At 68.0% G+C, this 16,479-nt stretch carries 14 protein-coding genes; 5 read left to right on the forward strand and 9 right to left on the reverse strand.

Translation table 11 applies throughout. The features are described from left to right. The first annotated feature begins 2 nt into the window (after positions 1-2). A complete protein-coding gene (speG, locus tag ACFWP0_RS15810; RefSeq protein ID WP_377843569.1) occupies positions 3-587 on the forward strand; it encodes a spermidine N1-acetyltransferase in 585 nt (194 codons plus the stop codon). 3 nt (positions 588-590) lie between these two features. Here speG and ACFWP0_RS15815 read toward each other — a convergent pair whose 3' ends face one another. From ACFWP0_RS15815 to ACFWP0_RS15835, 5 genes are all read right to left on the reverse strand, one after another. Further along, positions 591-908, reverse strand: a complete 318-nt coding sequence (locus ACFWP0_RS15815) for an NIPSNAP family protein (protein WP_057286563.1) — start codon at positions 906-908, stop codon at positions 591-593. A gap of 33 nt (positions 909-941) precedes the next feature. Further along, the gene (locus tag ACFWP0_RS15820; RefSeq protein ID WP_377843570.1) at positions 942-1,931 is read right to left on the reverse strand and encodes a tripartite tricarboxylate transporter substrate binding protein; all 990 of its coding nucleotides are present in this window, start codon (positions 1,929-1,931) and stop codon (positions 942-944) included. A 54-nt stretch (positions 1,932-1,985) separates the two neighbouring features. Further along, positions 1,986-3,671 (reverse strand): thiamine pyrophosphate-binding protein, encoded by a 1,686-nt coding sequence (locus ACFWP0_RS15825; RefSeq protein ID WP_377843571.1) that lies wholly within the window; start codon positions 3,669-3,671, stop codon positions 1,986-1,988. A gap of 130 nt (positions 3,672-3,801) precedes the next feature. Further along, positions 3,802-4,701, reverse strand: coding sequence for a helix-turn-helix domain-containing protein (locus ACFWP0_RS15830; protein WP_377843573.1), 900 nt, complete (start codon positions 4,699-4,701; stop codon positions 3,802-3,804). Positions 4,702-4,821: 120 nt separating this feature from the next. Then, positions 4,822-7,209 carry a heavy metal translocating P-type ATPase gene (locus ACFWP0_RS15835; RefSeq protein ID WP_377843574.1) on the reverse strand — a complete coding sequence of 796 codons (2,388 nt, stop codon included), beginning with the start codon at positions 7,207-7,209 and terminating at the stop codon, positions 4,822-4,824. Positions 7,210-7,308: 99 nt separating this feature from the next. Here ACFWP0_RS15835 and cadR point away from each other — a divergent pair, with 99 nt between their 5' ends. After that, positions 7,309-7,743, forward strand: a complete 435-nt coding sequence (cadR, locus tag ACFWP0_RS15840) for a Cd(II)/Pb(II)-responsive transcriptional regulator (RefSeq protein ID WP_377843576.1) — start codon at positions 7,309-7,311, stop codon at positions 7,741-7,743. A 113-nt stretch (positions 7,744-7,856) separates the two neighbouring features. Beyond that, positions 7,857-8,450, forward strand: a complete 594-nt coding sequence (locus tag ACFWP0_RS15845) for a nitroreductase (RefSeq protein ID WP_377843577.1) — start codon at positions 7,857-7,859, stop codon at positions 8,448-8,450. A 12-nt stretch (positions 8,451-8,462) separates the two neighbouring features. Here the strand turns inward: ACFWP0_RS15845 and ACFWP0_RS15850 are convergent, their stop codons facing one another. From ACFWP0_RS15850 to ACFWP0_RS15865, 4 genes are all read right to left on the reverse strand, one after another. Then, a complete protein-coding gene (locus tag ACFWP0_RS15850) occupies positions 8,463-9,425 on the reverse strand; it encodes a Bug family tripartite tricarboxylate transporter substrate binding protein (protein WP_377843579.1) in 963 nt (320 codons plus the stop codon). 167 nt (positions 9,426-9,592) lie between these two features. After that, positions 9,593-10,798, reverse strand: coding sequence for a CaiB/BaiF CoA transferase family protein (locus ACFWP0_RS15855; protein WP_377843581.1), 1,206 nt, complete (start codon positions 10,796-10,798; stop codon positions 9,593-9,595). Further along, positions 10,795-11,904: a hypothetical protein gene (locus ACFWP0_RS15860; protein WP_377843582.1), complete on the reverse strand. Its 1,110-nt coding sequence runs from the start codon at positions 11,902-11,904 to the stop codon at positions 10,795-10,797. Before ACFWP0_RS15860 ends, ACFWP0_RS15855 begins: the two co-directional genes overlap by 4 nt. Further along, positions 11,901-13,673, reverse strand: a complete 1,773-nt coding sequence (locus ACFWP0_RS15865) for a TetR family transcriptional regulator (protein ID WP_377843584.1) — start codon at positions 13,671-13,673, stop codon at positions 11,901-11,903. The genes ACFWP0_RS15860 and ACFWP0_RS15865 overlap by 4 nt, the downstream gene beginning before the upstream one ends. Before the next feature lie 180 nt (positions 13,674-13,853). Between ACFWP0_RS15865 and ACFWP0_RS15870 the strand changes: the two genes are divergently transcribed. Together ACFWP0_RS15870 and ACFWP0_RS15875 are read left to right on the forward strand one after the other, a co-directional pair. Then, positions 13,854-15,038, forward strand: coding sequence for an acyl-CoA dehydrogenase family protein (locus tag ACFWP0_RS15870; RefSeq protein WP_377843585.1), 1,185 nt, complete (start codon positions 13,854-13,856; stop codon positions 15,036-15,038). A gap of 206 nt (positions 15,039-15,244) precedes the next feature. Further along, positions 15,245-16,477, forward strand: coding sequence for a 3-methyl-2-oxobutanoate dehydrogenase (2-methylpropanoyl-transferring) subunit alpha (locus tag ACFWP0_RS15875; protein ID WP_377843586.1), 1,233 nt, complete (start codon positions 15,245-15,247; stop codon positions 16,475-16,477). Positions 16,478-16,479 lie beyond the last annotated feature (2 nt).

The raw sequence follows: 16,479 nt of genomic DNA on the forward strand, positions 1-16,479 counted from the left end.
CTATGTCGGTAATATCCGATATCAAAATACGCCCCCTGGAGCGCGGCGACCTGCACTTCGTGCACAAGATCAACAATAACGACGTCATCATGCGTTATTGGTTCGAAGAGCCTTACGAGGCCTACGACGAACTGGTCGCCCTGTATGACCGCCACTTGCACGACCAGAACGAGCGGCGCTTCATCATCGAGCACGACACCGGGCAGCCCGCCGGCCTGGTCGAGCTGGTGGAAATCGACTACATCCACCGCCGCGCCGAATTCCAGATCATCATCGCGCCCAGCTACCAGGGGCGGGGCTACGCCAAGGCGGCGACCCGCATCGCGGTGGGCTACGCGTTCCGCGTGCTGAACCTGCACAAGGTCTATCTGGTGGTGGACAAGGACAACACCGCCGCCGTGCACGTGTACGAACGCTGCGGCTTCCAGATCGAAGGCCTGCTGAAGCAAGAGTTCTTTTCCAACGGCGACTATCGCGACGCCTACCGCATGGCCTTGCTGCAGCACGACCACTTGCGCGATGTCGGGCCGGGCGCGCCGGACGCGCCCGTGCTGCGCGACTGGCCGCAGGAAGAACAGACGGGCTGAGGATCAGGGCTTGAAGAACGCCGTGGGCGTCATGAGCCGGTTTTCCTGGCTGATCAGGTAGCCGGCGTCCGCGCTTTTTGCCAGGTAGCCCGCCCAGGCGGGGTCCTGCTGCAGCGCCCGGCGCTTGGCGTCGCGGTCGGCGGCGCTGTCGTAGACCCAGATGTGCATGTAGCTGTTGACGTTGCCCGTCTCGGTCTGCATGTAGGCCAGGGGCTTGCCCAGGTGGCGGCTTTGCACCTCGTAGCCGTGCTCCGCATAGAGCGCCAGGTGCTTCTTGATGGTGCCTGCGCGGCAGGTGTAGGTGCGTACGTCGTAAAGCATGGTGAATCCTTGATTGGCGTTGCGGAAAAATAGTTAGTCGGCCGTGGCGCCGGACTGTTTCACCAGTGCGCTCCAGCGCGCCACTTCCTGGTTCACGTATTGCTGGAAGGCGGCATGGCCGTCGCCGACGGGATCGGCGCCCAGTCCCTTCAGCTTGTCCTGCACGGCGGGATCGGCCACGCCTTGCGTGATGGCTTGCGACAGCTTTTCCACCACGGGCGCCGGCGTGGCGGCGGGCACGAAGAGGCCGAACCACGAACGGGCGTTCATGGCCGGGTAGGGCGTCTCGGAAAACGCCGGCACATCGGGCAGGGAAGCGTGGCGCTGCGTGCCGGTGACGGCGATGGGCGTCAGGCGGCCGGCCTGCACTTGCGACAGCACTTCGGGCAGGTTGGCGAACATGATCTGGACCTGGCCGCCCATGAGGTCATTGAGCGCTTGCGAGCCTCCCTTGTAGGGCACGTGCGTCATCTGCGCGCCGGCCAGCGAGTTGAACTGGGCGCCCGCCAGGTGCGATGCGGTGCCGGTGCCGCCCGAGGCATAGTTCACGCGGTTGCCGTTGGCCTTGGCGTAGGCGGCCAGCTCTTGCGGCGTCCTGGCCGGCACGGACGGGTTCACCACCAGCAGCAACGGCACCGACGCCAGGTTCGACAGACCCGCGAAGTCGCGCGTGAGGCTGTAGTCCAGCTTGTGATACAGCGTGGCATTGATGGCGTGGCTGGAGGTGGCCATCAGCAAGGTATAGCCGTCGGGCTCGGACCGCGCCGCCATGACGGCGCCGATGTTGCCATTGGCGCCCGCCTTGTTTTCCACCACCACGGGCTGGCCCAGGCGGGAGGACATGGCTTGCGCCACGGTGCGCGCGATCACGTCGGTGGCGCCGCCCGCGGCGAAGGGGACGATGATGCGCAAGGGGCGTTCGGGGTAGCCGGAGGCGGCGGCGGGCGCAGCCGCGCTCAGGGATGCCGCGGCCAGCATCGCAGCCGCGGCCAGCCGCCGCAGGGGGCGCAAGGGGGTATTCATGTCTCTCTCTCCAGTGTTGGATATTTTTTATGTGGGCAAATCCGATCCTGGATTTCAGGATGCGGCAAGGCGCGCCTTTTCGCGCAGGCTTGTCAGGGTGGCCCGAGGCGTAATCACCTCGGGGTCCAGCGTGAGTTCAATCAGATAGGGCGAACCGCTGTCCAGCGCGCGCGCCAGGGCGGGCGCGAAATCCTCGTGGCGGGCCACGCGTTCGGCGGACACCCCGAACGATTCCGCGTAGGCCACGAAGTCGGGGTTGCACAGGTCCGTGCCGATGGCGCGGCCCGGGTAGTTCACTTCCTGGTGCATGCGGATCGTGCCGTACATGCCGTTGTTGAACACGATGAAGACGATGGCCAGGCGGTGCTGCCTGACGGTGGCCAGCTCCTGCGAGGTCATTAGGAAGCAACCGTCGCCGGCCAGGCAGACCACCTGCCGGCCGGGGTGGCGCAGCTTCGCCGCAATCGCGGCGGGCACGCCGTAGCCCATGGCGCCGCTGGTGGGCGCAAGTTGGGTGCCGGGGTGGCTGAAGCGGTAGTAGCGGTGCGCCCAGGCGCTGTAATTGCCCGCGCCGTTGGTGAGGATGGCGCGCGGATCCAGCCGCTCGCGCAGGGCGACGATGACGCGCGCGGGGTCCATGCGCAGGTCGGCCGCGGGCGGTTCCGCGTAGCGCAGGTAGCTCTGCCGCAGCCCATCGAGCCAGCCGCGCCACGGCGCCGCGTCCAGCGGATCGAGTCCGGCGGCCATGCCGGCGAAGGCGTTCAGGCCCGACTGTATCTTCAGGGCGGGCTGGTACACGCGGCCGAGCTCTTCCGGGCTGGCCAGCACATGGACCAGCGTCTGTTTGGGCACGGGAGATTGCAGCAGCGTATAGCCGCCGGTCACCATCTCGCCCAGGCGCGCGCCCACCGCCAGGATCACGTCGGCGCTGCGCACGGCCTCGGCCAGCTCCGGATTCACGCCTATGCCCACCTCGCCCACGTACTGCGGATGATGGTTGTCGAACAGGTCCTGGCGGCGGAACGAGCACGCCACGGGCAGGCCGTTCCGGCTGGCGTAGCGGTTCAGGCTGTCCAGCCCCGCGCCGGTCCAGCCCGAGCCGCCCACGATCATCAGCGGCCGCCGCGCGCCGGCCAGCAAGGCGCGCATGCTGGCCAGCGCATCGGGCGCCGGATGCGCCTCGGGAACCTGGATCGTCCCGCAGGCCTGCGGAAAGGCCGATTCGGTCAGCATGTCCTCGGGCAGCGCCAGCACGACAGGGCCGGGCCGGCCGGACATCGCCACCGAGAAGGCGCGGTTCATGTACTCGGTGACGCGCGCGGCGCTGTCGATCTGCGCCACCCATTTGGTGAACTGCCCGAACATGCGGCGGTAGTCGATTTCCTGAAACGCCTCGCGCTCCACCATGTCGCTGCCGACCTGGCCCACCAGCACGATAAGCGGCGTGGAATCCTGAAACGCCGTCTGCACGCCGATGCTGGCGTTGGTGGCTCCGGGCCCGCGCGTGACCATGCAGATGCCCGGGCGGCCCGTCAGCTTGCCGTGCGCTTCGGCCATGAAGGCGGCGGCGCCCTCATGGCGGCAGGACACCAGGCGGATCCGTTCCTGTTCGGCGTAGAGCGCATCCAGCACGTCCAGATAGCTTTCGCCGGGAACGCCGAAAACGGTGTCCACGCCGTGTTCCAGCAGCGCGCGCACCACATGCTGGCCGCCCGTCATCAATTTGGGAGTGTCGTTCATCGCAGTTTCAATCAGGCCGCAAGGCGGCGGGGGTTGAGTCCGGATGAACTTTACGCAGCCCGGAGCCGGACGCGTTAGGACAGATCAGAGCTTGTGTTGCACTTTTTCGCGGATCCGCCCGGCGCGGCCGTCAATCGGCGGGGCGGTAGTATTTCTTGCGGAAATCGCCCGGCGTGCAGCCGGTGCGCTTCTTGAAGAAGCGGGCGAAGTAGGCGGGGTCCTCGAAGTTCAGCTGGAACGCGATTTCGGCGACGCCCAGGGCCGTATTGCTGAGCAGGCGCTTGGCCTCAAGCGCGATGCGCTCCTGCACCAGCTGGCTGGCGGTGCGCCCGACGCTGCGCTTGACCGCCTCGTTGAGCTGGCGTTCGCTGACGCATAGCGCGTCGGCGTATTGCCGGATGGCGCCGAAATCCAGATAGCGCTCCTCGATCAGCATGGTGAAGCGCTTGGCCAGCGAATAGCTGGGGCCGGCGGCGGCCTCGCGCTCGTCGGCCGGATAAAGGCGGCGCAGCTGCGTCAGCAGTATCAGCAGGTACGAACGCACCACGTCGAAGCGCCCGGTCTGGCGGTCGCGCGTTTCGCGTTCGATTTCATTGAGCAGCGGCAGCATGCCGTCATGCTGCTCGCGCGAGAGGTAAATGGCCGGCGACCCGCCCGCCAGGTGGAAGAAGGGAAACTTGGCGATGTCGTCCGCCCGCGGAAACATGTGCGCGAAGAAGTCCGTGCTGATGTTCAGCACATAGCCGCGCGGCTTGACGGAGGATGTCCAGGCGTGGATCTGGCCGGGCGACAGGAAGAAGACCGAGTGGTCGCGCACCTCGTGCTGCTCGAAATCCAGCATGTGCGTGCCGCGCGCCTCGCTCATCCAGAGCAGGTGGTAGTAGTTGTGCCGGTGCAGGAAGCCACGGGGGATATCGTCGCGGTCCTGCAGGCGCACGAGGTCGAAGTAGAACGAGCCTTCCCCCGAAAAATCGGATGATTCGAAGGTGGGGAACGGCGCCGGGTAGGGCGAATTCGTGCCTGCGGACAAGCGGGAGTCTCCTTGACGGCGCGCGGGGCGGCTCTATTTTTCGCCATGATAAAGGCAAACCCCGGCAAACCCCGCAAACCCCGCAAACCCGGCAAACCCCGCAACCGCGCGCCGGCCGCCTCAGTGGCTTGCCGGCGCCGCCCGCAAGAGGCGCAATCCGTTGGCCACCACCAGCAGGCTGGCGCCCACGTCGGCGAACACGGCCATCCAGAGGGTCGCGTTGCCCGTCATGGCCAGGGCCAGGAACACCGCCTTGATGCCCAGGGCCAGCACGATGTTCTGGATCAGCACGCGATGCGTGGCGTGCGACAGGCGCAGGAACGTGCCTATCTTGCGCAGGTCGTCGTCCATGAGAGCCACGTCGGCCGTCTCGATGGCGGTGCCGGTGCCGGCCGCGCCCATGGCGAAGCCGATGTCGGCGCGGGCAAGCGCAGGCGCGTCATTGATGCCGTCGCCCACCATGCCGACCCGGGCGCCCGGGGCCAGCTTGCTTTCGATGGCGGCCAGCTTGTCTTCTGGCAACTGGTCGCCGCGGGCTTCGTCGATGCCGACCTGTTGCGCGATGGCCTGCGCCGTGGGCGTGTTGTCGCCCGTCAGCATCAGCGTGCGCACGCCCAGGGCGTGCAGATCGGCGACGGCCGCGGCGCTGGTCGGCTTGACCGTATCGGCCACCGCGGCCAGCGCCAGCACGCGGCTGCCGTCGGTCAGCGCGATGGCGCTCTTGCCCTGGCGTTCCAGTTCGTCCAGGCGGGCCTCCAGCCGGTCGGTGGAGACGCCAAGTTCGCGCATCAGGCGGCGGTTGCCCAGTTGGAAGGTCGCGCCGTCTACCTGGCCGCTGACGCCGCGGCCGGGCAGGGCGGTAAAGGCCTGCACGTCCAGCAGCGCGTGGCCGGCTTCGCGCGCGGCGTTGGCCACGGCGAGCGACACGGGGTGGTCGGACCGGGCCGCCAGGCTGGCCGCGATCAGGGCGGCGGGATGGCCGGGTTGCCGCGGCGCATCCCAATCCTGCAGGTCGGTCTGCACCGGCTTGCCGTGCGTCAGCGTGCCGGTCTTGTCCAGCGCCAGCCACTTCAGGTTGCGGCCTTCTTCCAGGTAGACGCCGCCCTTGACCAGGATGCCGCGGCGCGATGCCGCGGTCAGGCCGCTGACAATGCTGACCGGGGTGGAGATCACCAGGGCGCACGGGCAGGCGATGATCAGCAGCGCCAGCGCGCGGTAGATGGCGTCGAACCAGGGCTGGCCCCACAGCAGCGGCGGGACGACGGCCACCAGCAGCGCGACGCCTACCACGGTGGGCGTGTAGATGCGCGAGAAGCGGTCGATGAAGCGCTGGGTAGGCGCGCGCGCGCCCTGCGCCTGCTCCACCGCGTGGATGATGCGCGCCAGCGTGGTGTTGCCGGCCGCCGCGGTGACGCGGTATTCGAAGGAGCCGGCAGCGTTCACGGTGGCGGCGTAGACGGGATCGTCCTGGGCCTTTTCGACGGGCAGGCTTTCGCCGGTGATGGGGGACTGGTCCACGGCCGAACTGCCGCTCACGATGATGCCGTCCGCGGCGATGCGTTCGCCGGGGCGCACACGCACGATGTCGCCCGCCTGCAGGCGCGCGGCGGGCACTTCGGTCCAGTTGCCGTCGGCCTGGCGCACCGTGGCGGTTTCCGGCGCCAGGTCCAGCAAGCCGCGCACGGCGTTGCGCGCGCGGTCCAGCGAGCGCGCTTCGATCAGCTCGGCCACGTTGAACAGGAACATCACCATGGCCGCTTCGGGCCATTGGCCGATGAGCACCGCGCCGGTGACGGCGATGCTCATCAAGGCGTTGATGTTCAGGTTGCCGTTGCGCACGGCAATCCAGCCCTTGCGGTAGGTGCTCACGCCGCAAGCCAGGATGGCCGCCAGGGCCAGCGCGGCGGTGAGGGCCAGCGGCCAGCCGGCGAAATGCGAGAACTCGGATACCGCCGCCAGCGCGCCAGCGCCGCCGATCAGCCACCAGTTCACGGGCTTGGCCGCGGGGGCGGGCGTGCCCGGCGCGCCGTCGGCCAGCGGTTCGGGCGTCATGTCCAGCGACTTGATGGCGGCGACGATGCGGTCCAGCGCGCCTTCGGCATGCACCACCGTCAGGACGCGCTGCATCAGGTTGAAGTCCAGCGCATGCACGCCGTCCACGCCGTCGAGCTTCTTGCGGATCAGCGTTTCCTCGGTGGGGCAGTCCATCTGGCCGATGCGCAGGCGCGCCAGCACCTGGCCGGGGCCGGCGGCAAGCGTTGCCGCGCCGGCGTCCGAGAGGCGGAAGTCTTGTGCGCCGTGCTCGTGACCGCAGCAGGCCGCGTCGGCGTGCGCAGGGGCGGGCGCGTGGACATGGGCGTGACTGTGGCTATGGCCGTGGCCATGCGCCGCGCCGGCAGGTTCTGCGTGGTCGTGCTTCTTCGGGTCCTGCGCGTGTCCGCCGCCGCAGCAGGCGTCGCCGTGCCCCGAGGGCGGATGTTCGTGTTGTTTGACCGTAGGTAAAGACATCGTCCTAGCCTTCAAATAAGCTGATGACGCAATTGAACACCTTGGAGTTACTATAGGGTCAACCCCTTAAATCATTCGGATCTGATCCGGGAGGCAGCGATGCGTATCGGCGAATTGGCCTCGGCGGCCGGCACCACGGTCGAAACCGTCAGGTATTACGAAAAGGAAGGGCTGTTGCCCGCCCCGGACCGGGGCCTGAACAACTACCGCAGCTACGGGCAGCCCCATCTGGAGCGCCTGCGACTGATCCGCAATTGCCGGGCGCTGGACATGACGCAGGACGAAATCCGCGCCATTCTGTCGCTGGCGGACAATCACCAGACGGGGTGCGGCCCCATTAACGAGCTGTTCGACGAGCATATCTCGCACGTCGACGCGCGCATCGCCGAACTCACGCAGCTGAAATCCCAACTGAGCGAATTGCGCCAGCGCTGCCTGTCGGCCCGGCCCGACGCGGAAGACTGCGGCATCCTGCATGGCCTGAGCGAAATGCAGGTCGAAGAGCGGCAGGAACGGCACACGCATCTGGGCTGACGGCCGCGGCGCAATCGGCCAGATGCCCTTGCTGCAGGCCGGGGGATACCCGCTACAGCCGCCGCGATCGCTTAATATGAGAATCTGTTTCTTTCCCATTTGCGCCTGAATCAATGACCGTAACCCAGACCGCCACTCCGCTGCACGCCCTGACCACGCGCCGTTCCTTCAAATTCCTGCGGGCGCCGGCGCCCAAGCCCGACGAACTCGAACAGATCCTGCAGGCCGCCATGTCGGCGCCCGATCACGGCGCGCTGCGCCCATGGCGTTTCGTCGTGATCCGGGGCGAGGCCATCGGCAAGCTGGCGGACGTGGCGCTGGAGGCCGTCAAGCGCAGCGGCGATCCGCGCATGACGCCGGAAAAGGAAAAATCGGTGCGCGAATGGATGGCGGCCGTGCCGCTGTTCATCGGCCTGGCGCAGAAGATCGCGCACGACAACACCAAGATTCCGGAACAGGAGCAGCTGCTGGCCGCCGGCTGCGCCACCATGAACATGCTGAACGCCGTCCACATGCTGGGCTATGGCGCGTTCTGGAGCACGGGCATGGGCACCTACGTCGAAGACGTGCAAAACGCGCTGGGCCTGGATTCCCTGGACTACCGTTTCCTGGGCTTCCTGGCCGTGGGCACCCCGGCCTGCGCCGTGCCGCCGGCCAACCGTCCGGACTACCGCGACTTCGTCACGGAGTGGACCGGCCCGGTCTGACCGGCGCGCGGTTCAGTTGGGCTGGACGTTCGCCTGTTTCATGACGTCCAGCCATTTGACGTTTTCCGCCGCCGCGAACGTGGCGAATTCATCGGCCGTCATGCGGCTCGGGATGATGCCTTCGCCGGCCAGCCGCTTGCGCACGGGCTCCATCGCTGAAGCGTCCTGCATCGCCTGGTTCAGCTTCGCGACGACCGCTGGCGGCGTGCCGCGGGGCACCCAGTACCCGTACCAGGACGTCACGTCGAAATCCGCGATGCCGGATTCGGCAATGGTGGGCACGTCCGGCAGCAGGTCGATCCGCGATGCCGACGTGACCGCCAGGGCCCGCAGCTTGCCGCCCTTGATCAGCGGGATGGCGCTTGCGACCGAGGCGTACAGCACATCCACATGCCCCCCCATCACATCGGTCAGCGCCTGGCCCGTGCCGTTATAGGGAACATGCGAGATCCGCGTTCCTGTGCGCAGGTTGACCAGTTCGCCCACCAGGTGCGGCAGCGAGCCCAGGCCGCCGGAGGCGAACGTCAGGGTTCCGGGTTTGGCGCGCGCGGTTTCGAGCAGGTCCTTGAAACTGGTGATGGCCGATTGCGTCCGCACCACGGCGACCATGGGGGCGAAGCCGAACACGCCCACGGGCGTGAAGTCCTTCATCGGATCGAAGTGCAGGACCTTGAAGATGCCCGGGTACATGACCTGGATCGACGCGTTCATCAGTCCGGTATAGCCATCGGGCTTGCTGACCGCCACGTCGCGGGCGCCGATGGTGCCTGCGGCGCCCGCGCGCGATTCGATGACGATGGGCTTGCCCAGCAGCGTGCTCATTTCCGGCGTCAGCATGCGCCCGAAGGTTTCGGTGGTGGACCCCGCCTGATGCGGGACGACGATGCGCACGGGCTGTTTGGGAAAATCATCCGACGCTTGGACGGCTGGGCTGGCAAGGAGTGCCGCCAGCAAAGGCAGGTGCCGCAATTTCATGGTTGTCTCCCTTGATTGTGGTGTTGCCGGTGGCCGCTATGTTGCGGCTTGGTGCTGCGATGCTCCTTGCCCGCCGTGTCAGGAAGGGCCTGGCGCGGCCTGGATTGTGGTGTTGCCGGTGGCCGCTATGTTGCGGCTTGGTGCTGCGATGCTCCTTGCCCGCCGTGTCAGGAAGGGCCTGGCGCGGCCTGGACAGGCCCTAACGCGCCGGTCTCAAGCAGACGGGCGATTTCCGATTCGCTGTACCCCGCCGCGCGCAGGATTTCCTGGTTGTGCTGCCCCGGCAACGGAGGCAGGGCGCGCAAGCTGGCGGGCGTGCGGCGCAGCTTGATGGGAAATCCCACGCCGTGATAGCCGTCTTGTTCAAGCACCATTGCGCGGTGCGCGGCATGCGGGGTGGAGGCGCCCTGGGCCACGCTTCGGATGGGCGCGGCCGGTACGCCCGCCGCCATGAGACGATCGGCGAGGACGGCTCCGTCGTGCCGGGCCAGCGCTTGCAGCAACGCATCGCGCAATGCGGCGCGATTGGCGATGCGGTCCAGGTTGCGGTGAAAACGGGGGTCCCGCGCCAGCTCCGGGCATTCCAGTTCCGCGCACAGGGTGGCGAACTGGCGTTCGTTGCCGACGGCGATGTATATCGGCGTCGTCGCGGTTTCGAAGGAGTCGTAAGGCGAGATGTTGGGATGGCCGTTGCCGGAGCGGGGCTGCTCCTTGCCGCTCCAGAGATAGTTGGCCAGGTGAGGGTGGGCAATGCCCAGCGCGCAGTCGTGCAGCGCCACGTCGCAAAGCTGGCCGCGGCCGGAGCGGACGCGCTCCTGCAGGGCGGCGAGCACCGCGATGGCGGCTTGCATGCCGGTGGCCAGGTCGACCACCGGGATTCCGAGCCGCAGCGCGGGGCCGTCGGGTTCGCCGTTCACGCTCATCAGCCCCGAGGCCGCCTGGATCGCGGCGTCATAGCCGGGCATGCCGCCCAGCGGGCCGTCGTCGCCGAAGCCGGTGATGCGGCAATGCACCAGCCGCGGAAACCGCTCGCATAGCTGGGCGGGGTCGGCGATGCCCCATGCCCGCAGCGTGCTGGCCTTGAAGTTCTCGATCAGCACGTCGGCATCTTCCAGCAGATGCCACAGCACTTCCCGCGCGGCCGGCAGGTTCAGGTCGAGCCGCATGCCGCGCTTGTTGCGGTTGAGCGCCTGGAAGTACGCCGCGCCGCCCGCGTTGACGGCGGGGCCGAAGGTCCGGGTCTCGTCGCCGTCGGGCGGTTCGATCTTGACGACATCGGCGCCCAGGTCGCCCAATGCCTGCCCGCAGTAGGGGCCGGCCAGCACCCGCGAGGCGTCGATCACGCGCAGGCCGCTCAGGCTGCCGGCGCTCATGCGGGGATCCCGCCGGCCTGCGCCTGGACATGGACGCCGCGCGGCGCCACGCGCCATTCAAAGGCGGCGTCGCCTTGGTCCAGGCGGCGGACTACCTTCAGTTCAAGCCGGCGGTTGTGCGCCGACAGCGCGCCGTCCAGCAGGCAGTTCCAGGCATCGAACGCGGCGTGGTGCAGTTGCGGCAGGCCCGCCATGAGCTTCCAGCTTTTCTGGCGCACGCCGGGCGCGCCGCCGTCGTCGATGAGCTCGGCGTCGTCGCCCTGCGCGCGGGCCAGCGCCACCAGGAAATGTGCGAAGTCCCAGGCGTTGCCCTGGTCGGGCAGGGCCATGGCATGGGCCGTATCGCTGTAGAACTGCATCCCGATCAGCCGCCCCGTGATCCCCGCCAGCCACGCGGCCTCGTGCGGGCCGTGCAGTCCGATCAGTTCCGGGATGGCGGTGCGCACATACTCCATCGCGTAGTTCCGCTTTGCCTTCTGCAGGCGTTCGGCGGGCCAGTTGGCGGTGGGCAGGGTCGGCGCCAGGGCGGGATCGAAGTCGGGCGCCTCCTCGCCGCGCGCGAAGCGCAGGCGATCGTCCTCGGCGATGTCGTGCTCGTATTCGCAGTAATAGCCTTCCAGCCCCGGCTGGCCGTCCATGGTCTGCTTGGTGCAGACAAAGCCCAGCCTGCGGGTGCCCAGCGATACGCCGTTGTGCGCATGCCAGCCGCGCAGCACCGCGCGCGATACTTCGCCGGGAATGGCGCAGATGGCGGTCCCGTGCCAGGCCCACCGGGGCGGCGGATACCGCACCCAGACCTTCTTCGGCGTAGCTTCGACGTATTCGACCCGGACGCCGCCGATGGCGTTCGACAGGTAGTGATAGCGCGCGGCCGCCACGGCGGGCGGCAATCCTTGCAGGCCAAGCTTCTCGAGCCCGGGCAGGAAGCGCTCCAGGTGCTGGCGGCGGAAGATATGGAACACGAGCTCGGCGGCTTCGCGGCTGCCGCGCCGGGTCACCATGGTCATTACCAGCCCGGTGAAATAGGCGTGATACCACTCGGCCACGGCGGACCAGCGGGCGGCTTCGCTGCCGGCGGCGGCAGGGGGATGGGCGCTAATGGTCATGCTTGCTGCTCCTGGTTCGATGCCAGTACGGGCGGCTCCGCTGGCTGATGCGCCTGCGTGAGGCCGGACAGCACAAAGGTGGCGAGATGGGTCGCGAGACGGTCGCGGTCCGCGGCGGTTTCGCCGGGCCGCGGCTGGTACCACATGGTGGTCCAGTTGATCGCCCCGAATAGCGGCTTGACCGCCAGGCGGGGGTTCTGCCGAGGCAGTTCGCCCGCCTCCATGGCCTGCGCCATGACGTTCACGAACAATTCCTCGTAGTGGTCGCGCAGGCTGATGACTTCGGCCAGCCGTGCGCGCTGGTCTTCGCTGACCCGGCCCATCAGGTGCGATTCCAGCCCCTGCACCGCGATGCGCTGATACGACAGATGCCTCATCACTTGCATCGAGTGCGCGTAGGCCATGCGATACAGCCTGTCCACCGCGCGCACGCCGTCCTGGGTGGCGATGGGGGTGATGGTCTCTATGTTCATTTCCATCGCGCGCTGGTACACCGCGGCGAACAGGTGCGCCTTGCTGCGATAGTGGTGATAGATGGTGCCCTTGGTGACGCCCAGCACATCGCCGATCTGGTCCAGCGTGGTGGAGTCGTAGCTTTGCTGGGTGAAGGCGGTGGCCGCGGCGTCCAGGATTTCCGCGACGCGCCCAGGGGGCATGTCGGGCCGGATGGCGGAAGTGGTGGGGTTGCGCATGTTGCTGTGGACTCCCAGGGGCGGATGGAGGGGGGGCGGCGCGATCGCGCGGGCCAGCAGCGCGGCTTGCGCATCCAGCGGGCCCGCGGTGGCCAGATGCTGCTGGCGCGCTTGCAGCAGGGCCTGCAGCGGCTGCGGGTCGGCTCGCGTCTGTTCGGCGGCGATCTTGAAGGCGGATGCCAGCAATCGTTCGGCGCATTCGCCGGCCGAGAGCAGCGCCATGGCGCTTAAAAGGTGAATGTCCTTGTTGGCCTGCGCGGCGCGGGCGGCTTCGTACAGCATCATGCGGGCCGCCGATAGCGCGCTGGCGCAGCCCGCGAGCTCCAGCGCGGCGCGTGCGGGGACGGCGCCGGAACCGCTGGCCGGCAAGGCCAGCCGCGCCCCTTCGTAGGCGGCCAGGCCGACGCCGCAGGCTTGCGCCGCGGCGGCGATGCGGCGCAATGCGTTGGTGCGGCGCATGGCGGCCTGCGCGCCGCGGACGGGGCCGAGCCACAGGCTGGCGCCGATCAGCGTGTCGATGTGGACCTGGCCGCCCGGCGCGTCCTTGGGGCCGGCGCCTGCCATGCCGGCGCTTGCCGCCGGCAGCAGCGCGCAGGACACGCTGCCGGGGGCGTCGGCATGGTGGGCATAGATGAGCAGCGCGGCGCCGGGATCGGCGGCCGGTCCCAGGCAATTCGCCGAGCCGCGCAATCGCCAGGCCCGGCCTTCCGCGGTGATCGTGAAGGCCGGCAGGCCCGTCGCCGGATCAAACGCATCCACGGGGCAGACAGGAAACGCCGTGGCGGCGCTTGTCGCCGCGCGCCGGCCTTTCTTTTTGGGGCTAGGCTGGATAAGCGCGGCCGCTCCGGCCCATGCGCCCGCAAGCATGAGCGACAAGCGGGGGCGGGCGGCGGCAATGCCCTCCAGGGCGGTCAGGACGGCAACGGCCGAGGGCTCGCCGCCCAGCAGCGCGGCCAGGCCGCTGTCGCGCCATGCCTGTGCGTCGTCGCCGCTTTCGCAGGGCTGCGCGGCAAGCCGGGAGGCATGCGACCGCCAGGGATCGGCATCGTCGGGAGGAGGGGACCAGATCATGTCCATTAGGTGCATCCTGATGCGTACAGCTGTTCCATACCAGTGCGTAGGTTATGGCTCATCAAGGCTTCGGTCAATCGCTTTCATGCGTTGATTTATATAGGTAAACCCTGAGGTATCCGGCATTACATACTTGCTGGTATTTCAATAGACTGATGATCCCATTACGACTACCGGAGCATCCCGATGGCCAGAATCGAGTCGACCCCGTTGCACCTGCGCGAACTGATGGAACTGCCATTTTTTGACGCGAGACACCGCGAGTACTTGCGCCGGGTCGAGCAATTCGCCGACAGCCAGGAGTTCGCGGCGGCAACGCCCGGCAATGTCGACGATGGCTGCCGCGGACTGGTCCGCGCGATGGGCGCCGCCGGCTTGCTGCGCGCCAGCGTCCCGGCATCGCACGGGGGCGATACGCCCGAAATCGAATCCCGCGGCCTGGCGCTGGCGCGCGAGGCGCTGGCCTATCGCCACGGCCTGGCGGACTTCGCCTTCGCCATGCAGGGGCTGGGCAGCGGCGCCATCGGGCTTGCGGGGTCCGAGCAGCTCAAGGCCAAGATCCTGCCTCGGGTCGCCGACGGAACCCTCATTCCGGCCTTCGCGCTGTCCGAGAAAGAAGCGGGCTCGGATGTGGCCGCCATGACCTGCCGCGCGCGGAAAGACGGCGACCACTACATCATCAACGGCGAGAAAACCTGGATCTCCAACGGCGGCATCGCCGACGTCTACACCCTGTTCGCGCGCAGCGAGGACGTGCCCGGCACGCGCGGGATCTCGGCCTTTGTCGTGTATCCCGACGACCCCGGCTTCTCCATCGCCGAGCGCATCGACGTGATGGCGCCGCATCCGCTGGCGACCTTGCGCTTTTCGGATTTGCGCATCCCCGCCACGCGCCTGCTGGGCGCGCCCGGCGAGGGCTTCAAGCTGGCCATGCGCACCTTGGACATCTTTCGCGTGTCGGTGGCCGGAGCCGCGCTGGGATTCGCGCGGCGGGCGTTCGACGAAGCGGTGATGCATGCGCGGGACCGCCGCATGTTCGGGGGAACGCTGGCGGACCTGCAGCTGACCCAGGGCAAGCTGGGGGAGATGGCCGCGCTGATAGACAGCGCGGCGTTGCTGACCTACCGCGCGGCGTGGCGCCGGGACGTGCAGCGCCTGCCCACCACGCGCGAGGCGGCGATGGCCAAGCTTGTCGCCACCGAGAACGCGCAGGCCGTGGTGGATTCGGCGCTGCAGCTGTTCGGCGCGCGCGGCCTGCAGGCGGGCGGAATCATGGAAAGCCTGTACCGTGAGATCCGCGCCCTGCGCATCTACGAAGGCGCAAGCGAAGTCCAGAAACTCATCATTGCGCGGGATGTGCTGCGTCAGTAAATCGGCCTTGCGGCCTGGTCCAAGTATCCCTGTCCGCCAGCCCGGCGGGTGAGCTGCGCGCACCCGCCTTATGCTAATCTCGTTCGACCGGCGGGGGACTGCCATCCCGATCCCGCGCCGACGATGGCAATGCCTTGGGTTACCTCCTCGGGCTGCGCCCTTGTTGAATAAGAAACGCGTGACACGATCAAGCGTGGAGACAATACATGAGCCAATATGGGCCGCTGAAGTTGCACGTCCCCGAGCCGACAGGACGCCCGGGTTGCAAGACCGACTTTTCCTATCTGCATCTGTCGCCGCCCGGCGAGGTGCCCAAACCCCCCATTGATGTTGCCGCGGTCGATACCGGCGGACTGGCCTACAGCCTGGTCCGGGTGCTGGACGACGACGGCCGCGCGGTCGGGCCCTGGGCGCCGGAAATCAGCAACGATCTGCTGCGCGCGGGCATGCGCGCCATGCTGAAGACCCGCATCTTCGACGGGCGCATGCTGACCGCGCAGCGCAAGAAGAAGATCTCGTTCTACATGCAGAGCCTGGGCGAGGAAGCCATCGGCACGGCGCACGCGCTGGCGCTGGAGCAGGGCGACATGTGTTTTCCGACCTATCGCCAGCAGAGCATCCTGCTGTCGCGCGACGTGTCGCTGGTGACCATGATGTGCCAGCTCATGTCCAATGAGCGCGACCCGCTCAAGGGCCGCCAGCTGCCGGTGATGTACTCCGACCGCGAGAACGGCTTCTTCACCATTTCCGGCAATCTGGCCACGCAGTTCATCCAGGCGGTGGGCTGGGCCATGGCGTCGGCCATCAAGGGCGACACGCGCATCGCGTCGGCCTGGATCGGCGACGGCGCCACCGCCGAAGCGGACTTCCACACCGCGCTGACCTTCGCGCATGTGTACCGCGCGCCGGTCATCCTGAACGTGGTCAATAACCAGTGGGCCATTTCCACCTTCCAGGCGATCGCCGGCGGCGAGGGCGCGACCTTCGCGGGGCGCGGCGTGGGCTGCGGCATCGCGTCGCTGCGGGTGGACGGCAACGATTTCCTGGCGGTCTATTCCGCGTCGTGCTGGGCCGCCGAGCGCGCCCGCCGCAACCTGGGGCCGACCCTGATCGAGTGGGTGACGTACCGCGCCGGTCCGCACTCCACCTCCGACGATCCCACCAAGTACCGCCCCGGCGACGACTGGAGCCACTTCCCGCTGGGCGACCCGATCGAGCGCTTCAAGAAGCACCTGATCCTGCTGGGCATCTGGTCCGACGCCGAGCACGACGCCGTGCGCGCAGAGCTCGACGCCGAGATCCTGGCGGCCCAGAAGGAAGCGGAAAGCCACGGCACCCTGGTGGACGGCCACGTCCCCAGCGCCGCCAGCATTTTTGAAGATGTCTACAAGGACATGCCGGAGCATCTGCGCCGGCAGCGCCAGCAGCTCGGAGTCTGACC

It is taken from the genome of Achromobacter sp. NPDC058515 (genome assembly GCF_042721735.1).
In the GTDB taxonomy this organism is placed as follows: Bacteria; Pseudomonadota; Gammaproteobacteria; order Burkholderiales; family Burkholderiaceae_B; genus Achromobacter.

Coding starts and splice junctions, on each gene's coding strand:
- speG (WP_377843569.1), top strand. CDS start 3: ATGTCGGTAATATCCGATATCAAAATACGCCCCCTGGAGCGCGGCGAC.
- ACFWP0_RS15815 (WP_057286563.1), bottom strand. CDS start 908: ATGCTTTACGACGTACGCACCTACACCTGCCGCGCAGGCACCATCAAG.
- ACFWP0_RS15820 (WP_377843570.1), bottom strand. CDS start 1,931: ATGAATACCCCCTTGCGCCCCCTGCGGCGGCTGGCCGCGGCTGCGATG.
- ACFWP0_RS15825 (WP_377843571.1), bottom strand. CDS start 3,671: ATGAACGACACTCCCAAATTGATGACGGGCGGCCAGCATGTGGTGCGC.
- ACFWP0_RS15835 (WP_377843574.1), bottom strand. CDS start 7,209: ATGTCTTTACCTACGGTCAAACAACACGAACATCCGCCCTCGGGGCAC.
- cadR (WP_377843576.1), top strand. CDS start 7,309: ATGCGTATCGGCGAATTGGCCTCGGCGGCCGGCACCACGGTCGAAACC.
- ACFWP0_RS15845 (WP_377843577.1), top strand. CDS start 7,857: ATGACCGTAACCCAGACCGCCACTCCGCTGCACGCCCTGACCACGCGC.
- ACFWP0_RS15850 (WP_377843579.1), bottom strand. CDS start 9,425: ATGAAATTGCGGCACCTGCCTTTGCTGGCGGCACTCCTTGCCAGCCCA.
- ACFWP0_RS15855 (WP_377843581.1), bottom strand. CDS start 10,798: ATGAGCGCCGGCAGCCTGAGCGGCCTGCGCGTGATCGACGCCTCGCGG.
- ACFWP0_RS15860 (WP_377843582.1), bottom strand. CDS start 11,904: ATGACCATTAGCGCCCATCCCCCTGCCGCCGCCGGCAGCGAAGCCGCC.
- ACFWP0_RS15865 (WP_377843584.1), bottom strand. CDS start 13,673: ATGGACATGATCTGGTCCCCTCCTCCCGACGATGCCGATCCCTGGCGG.
- ACFWP0_RS15870 (WP_377843585.1), top strand. CDS start 13,854: ATGGCCAGAATCGAGTCGACCCCGTTGCACCTGCGCGAACTGATGGAA.
- ACFWP0_RS15875 (WP_377843586.1), top strand. CDS start 15,245: ATGAGCCAATATGGGCCGCTGAAGTTGCACGTCCCCGAGCCGACAGGA.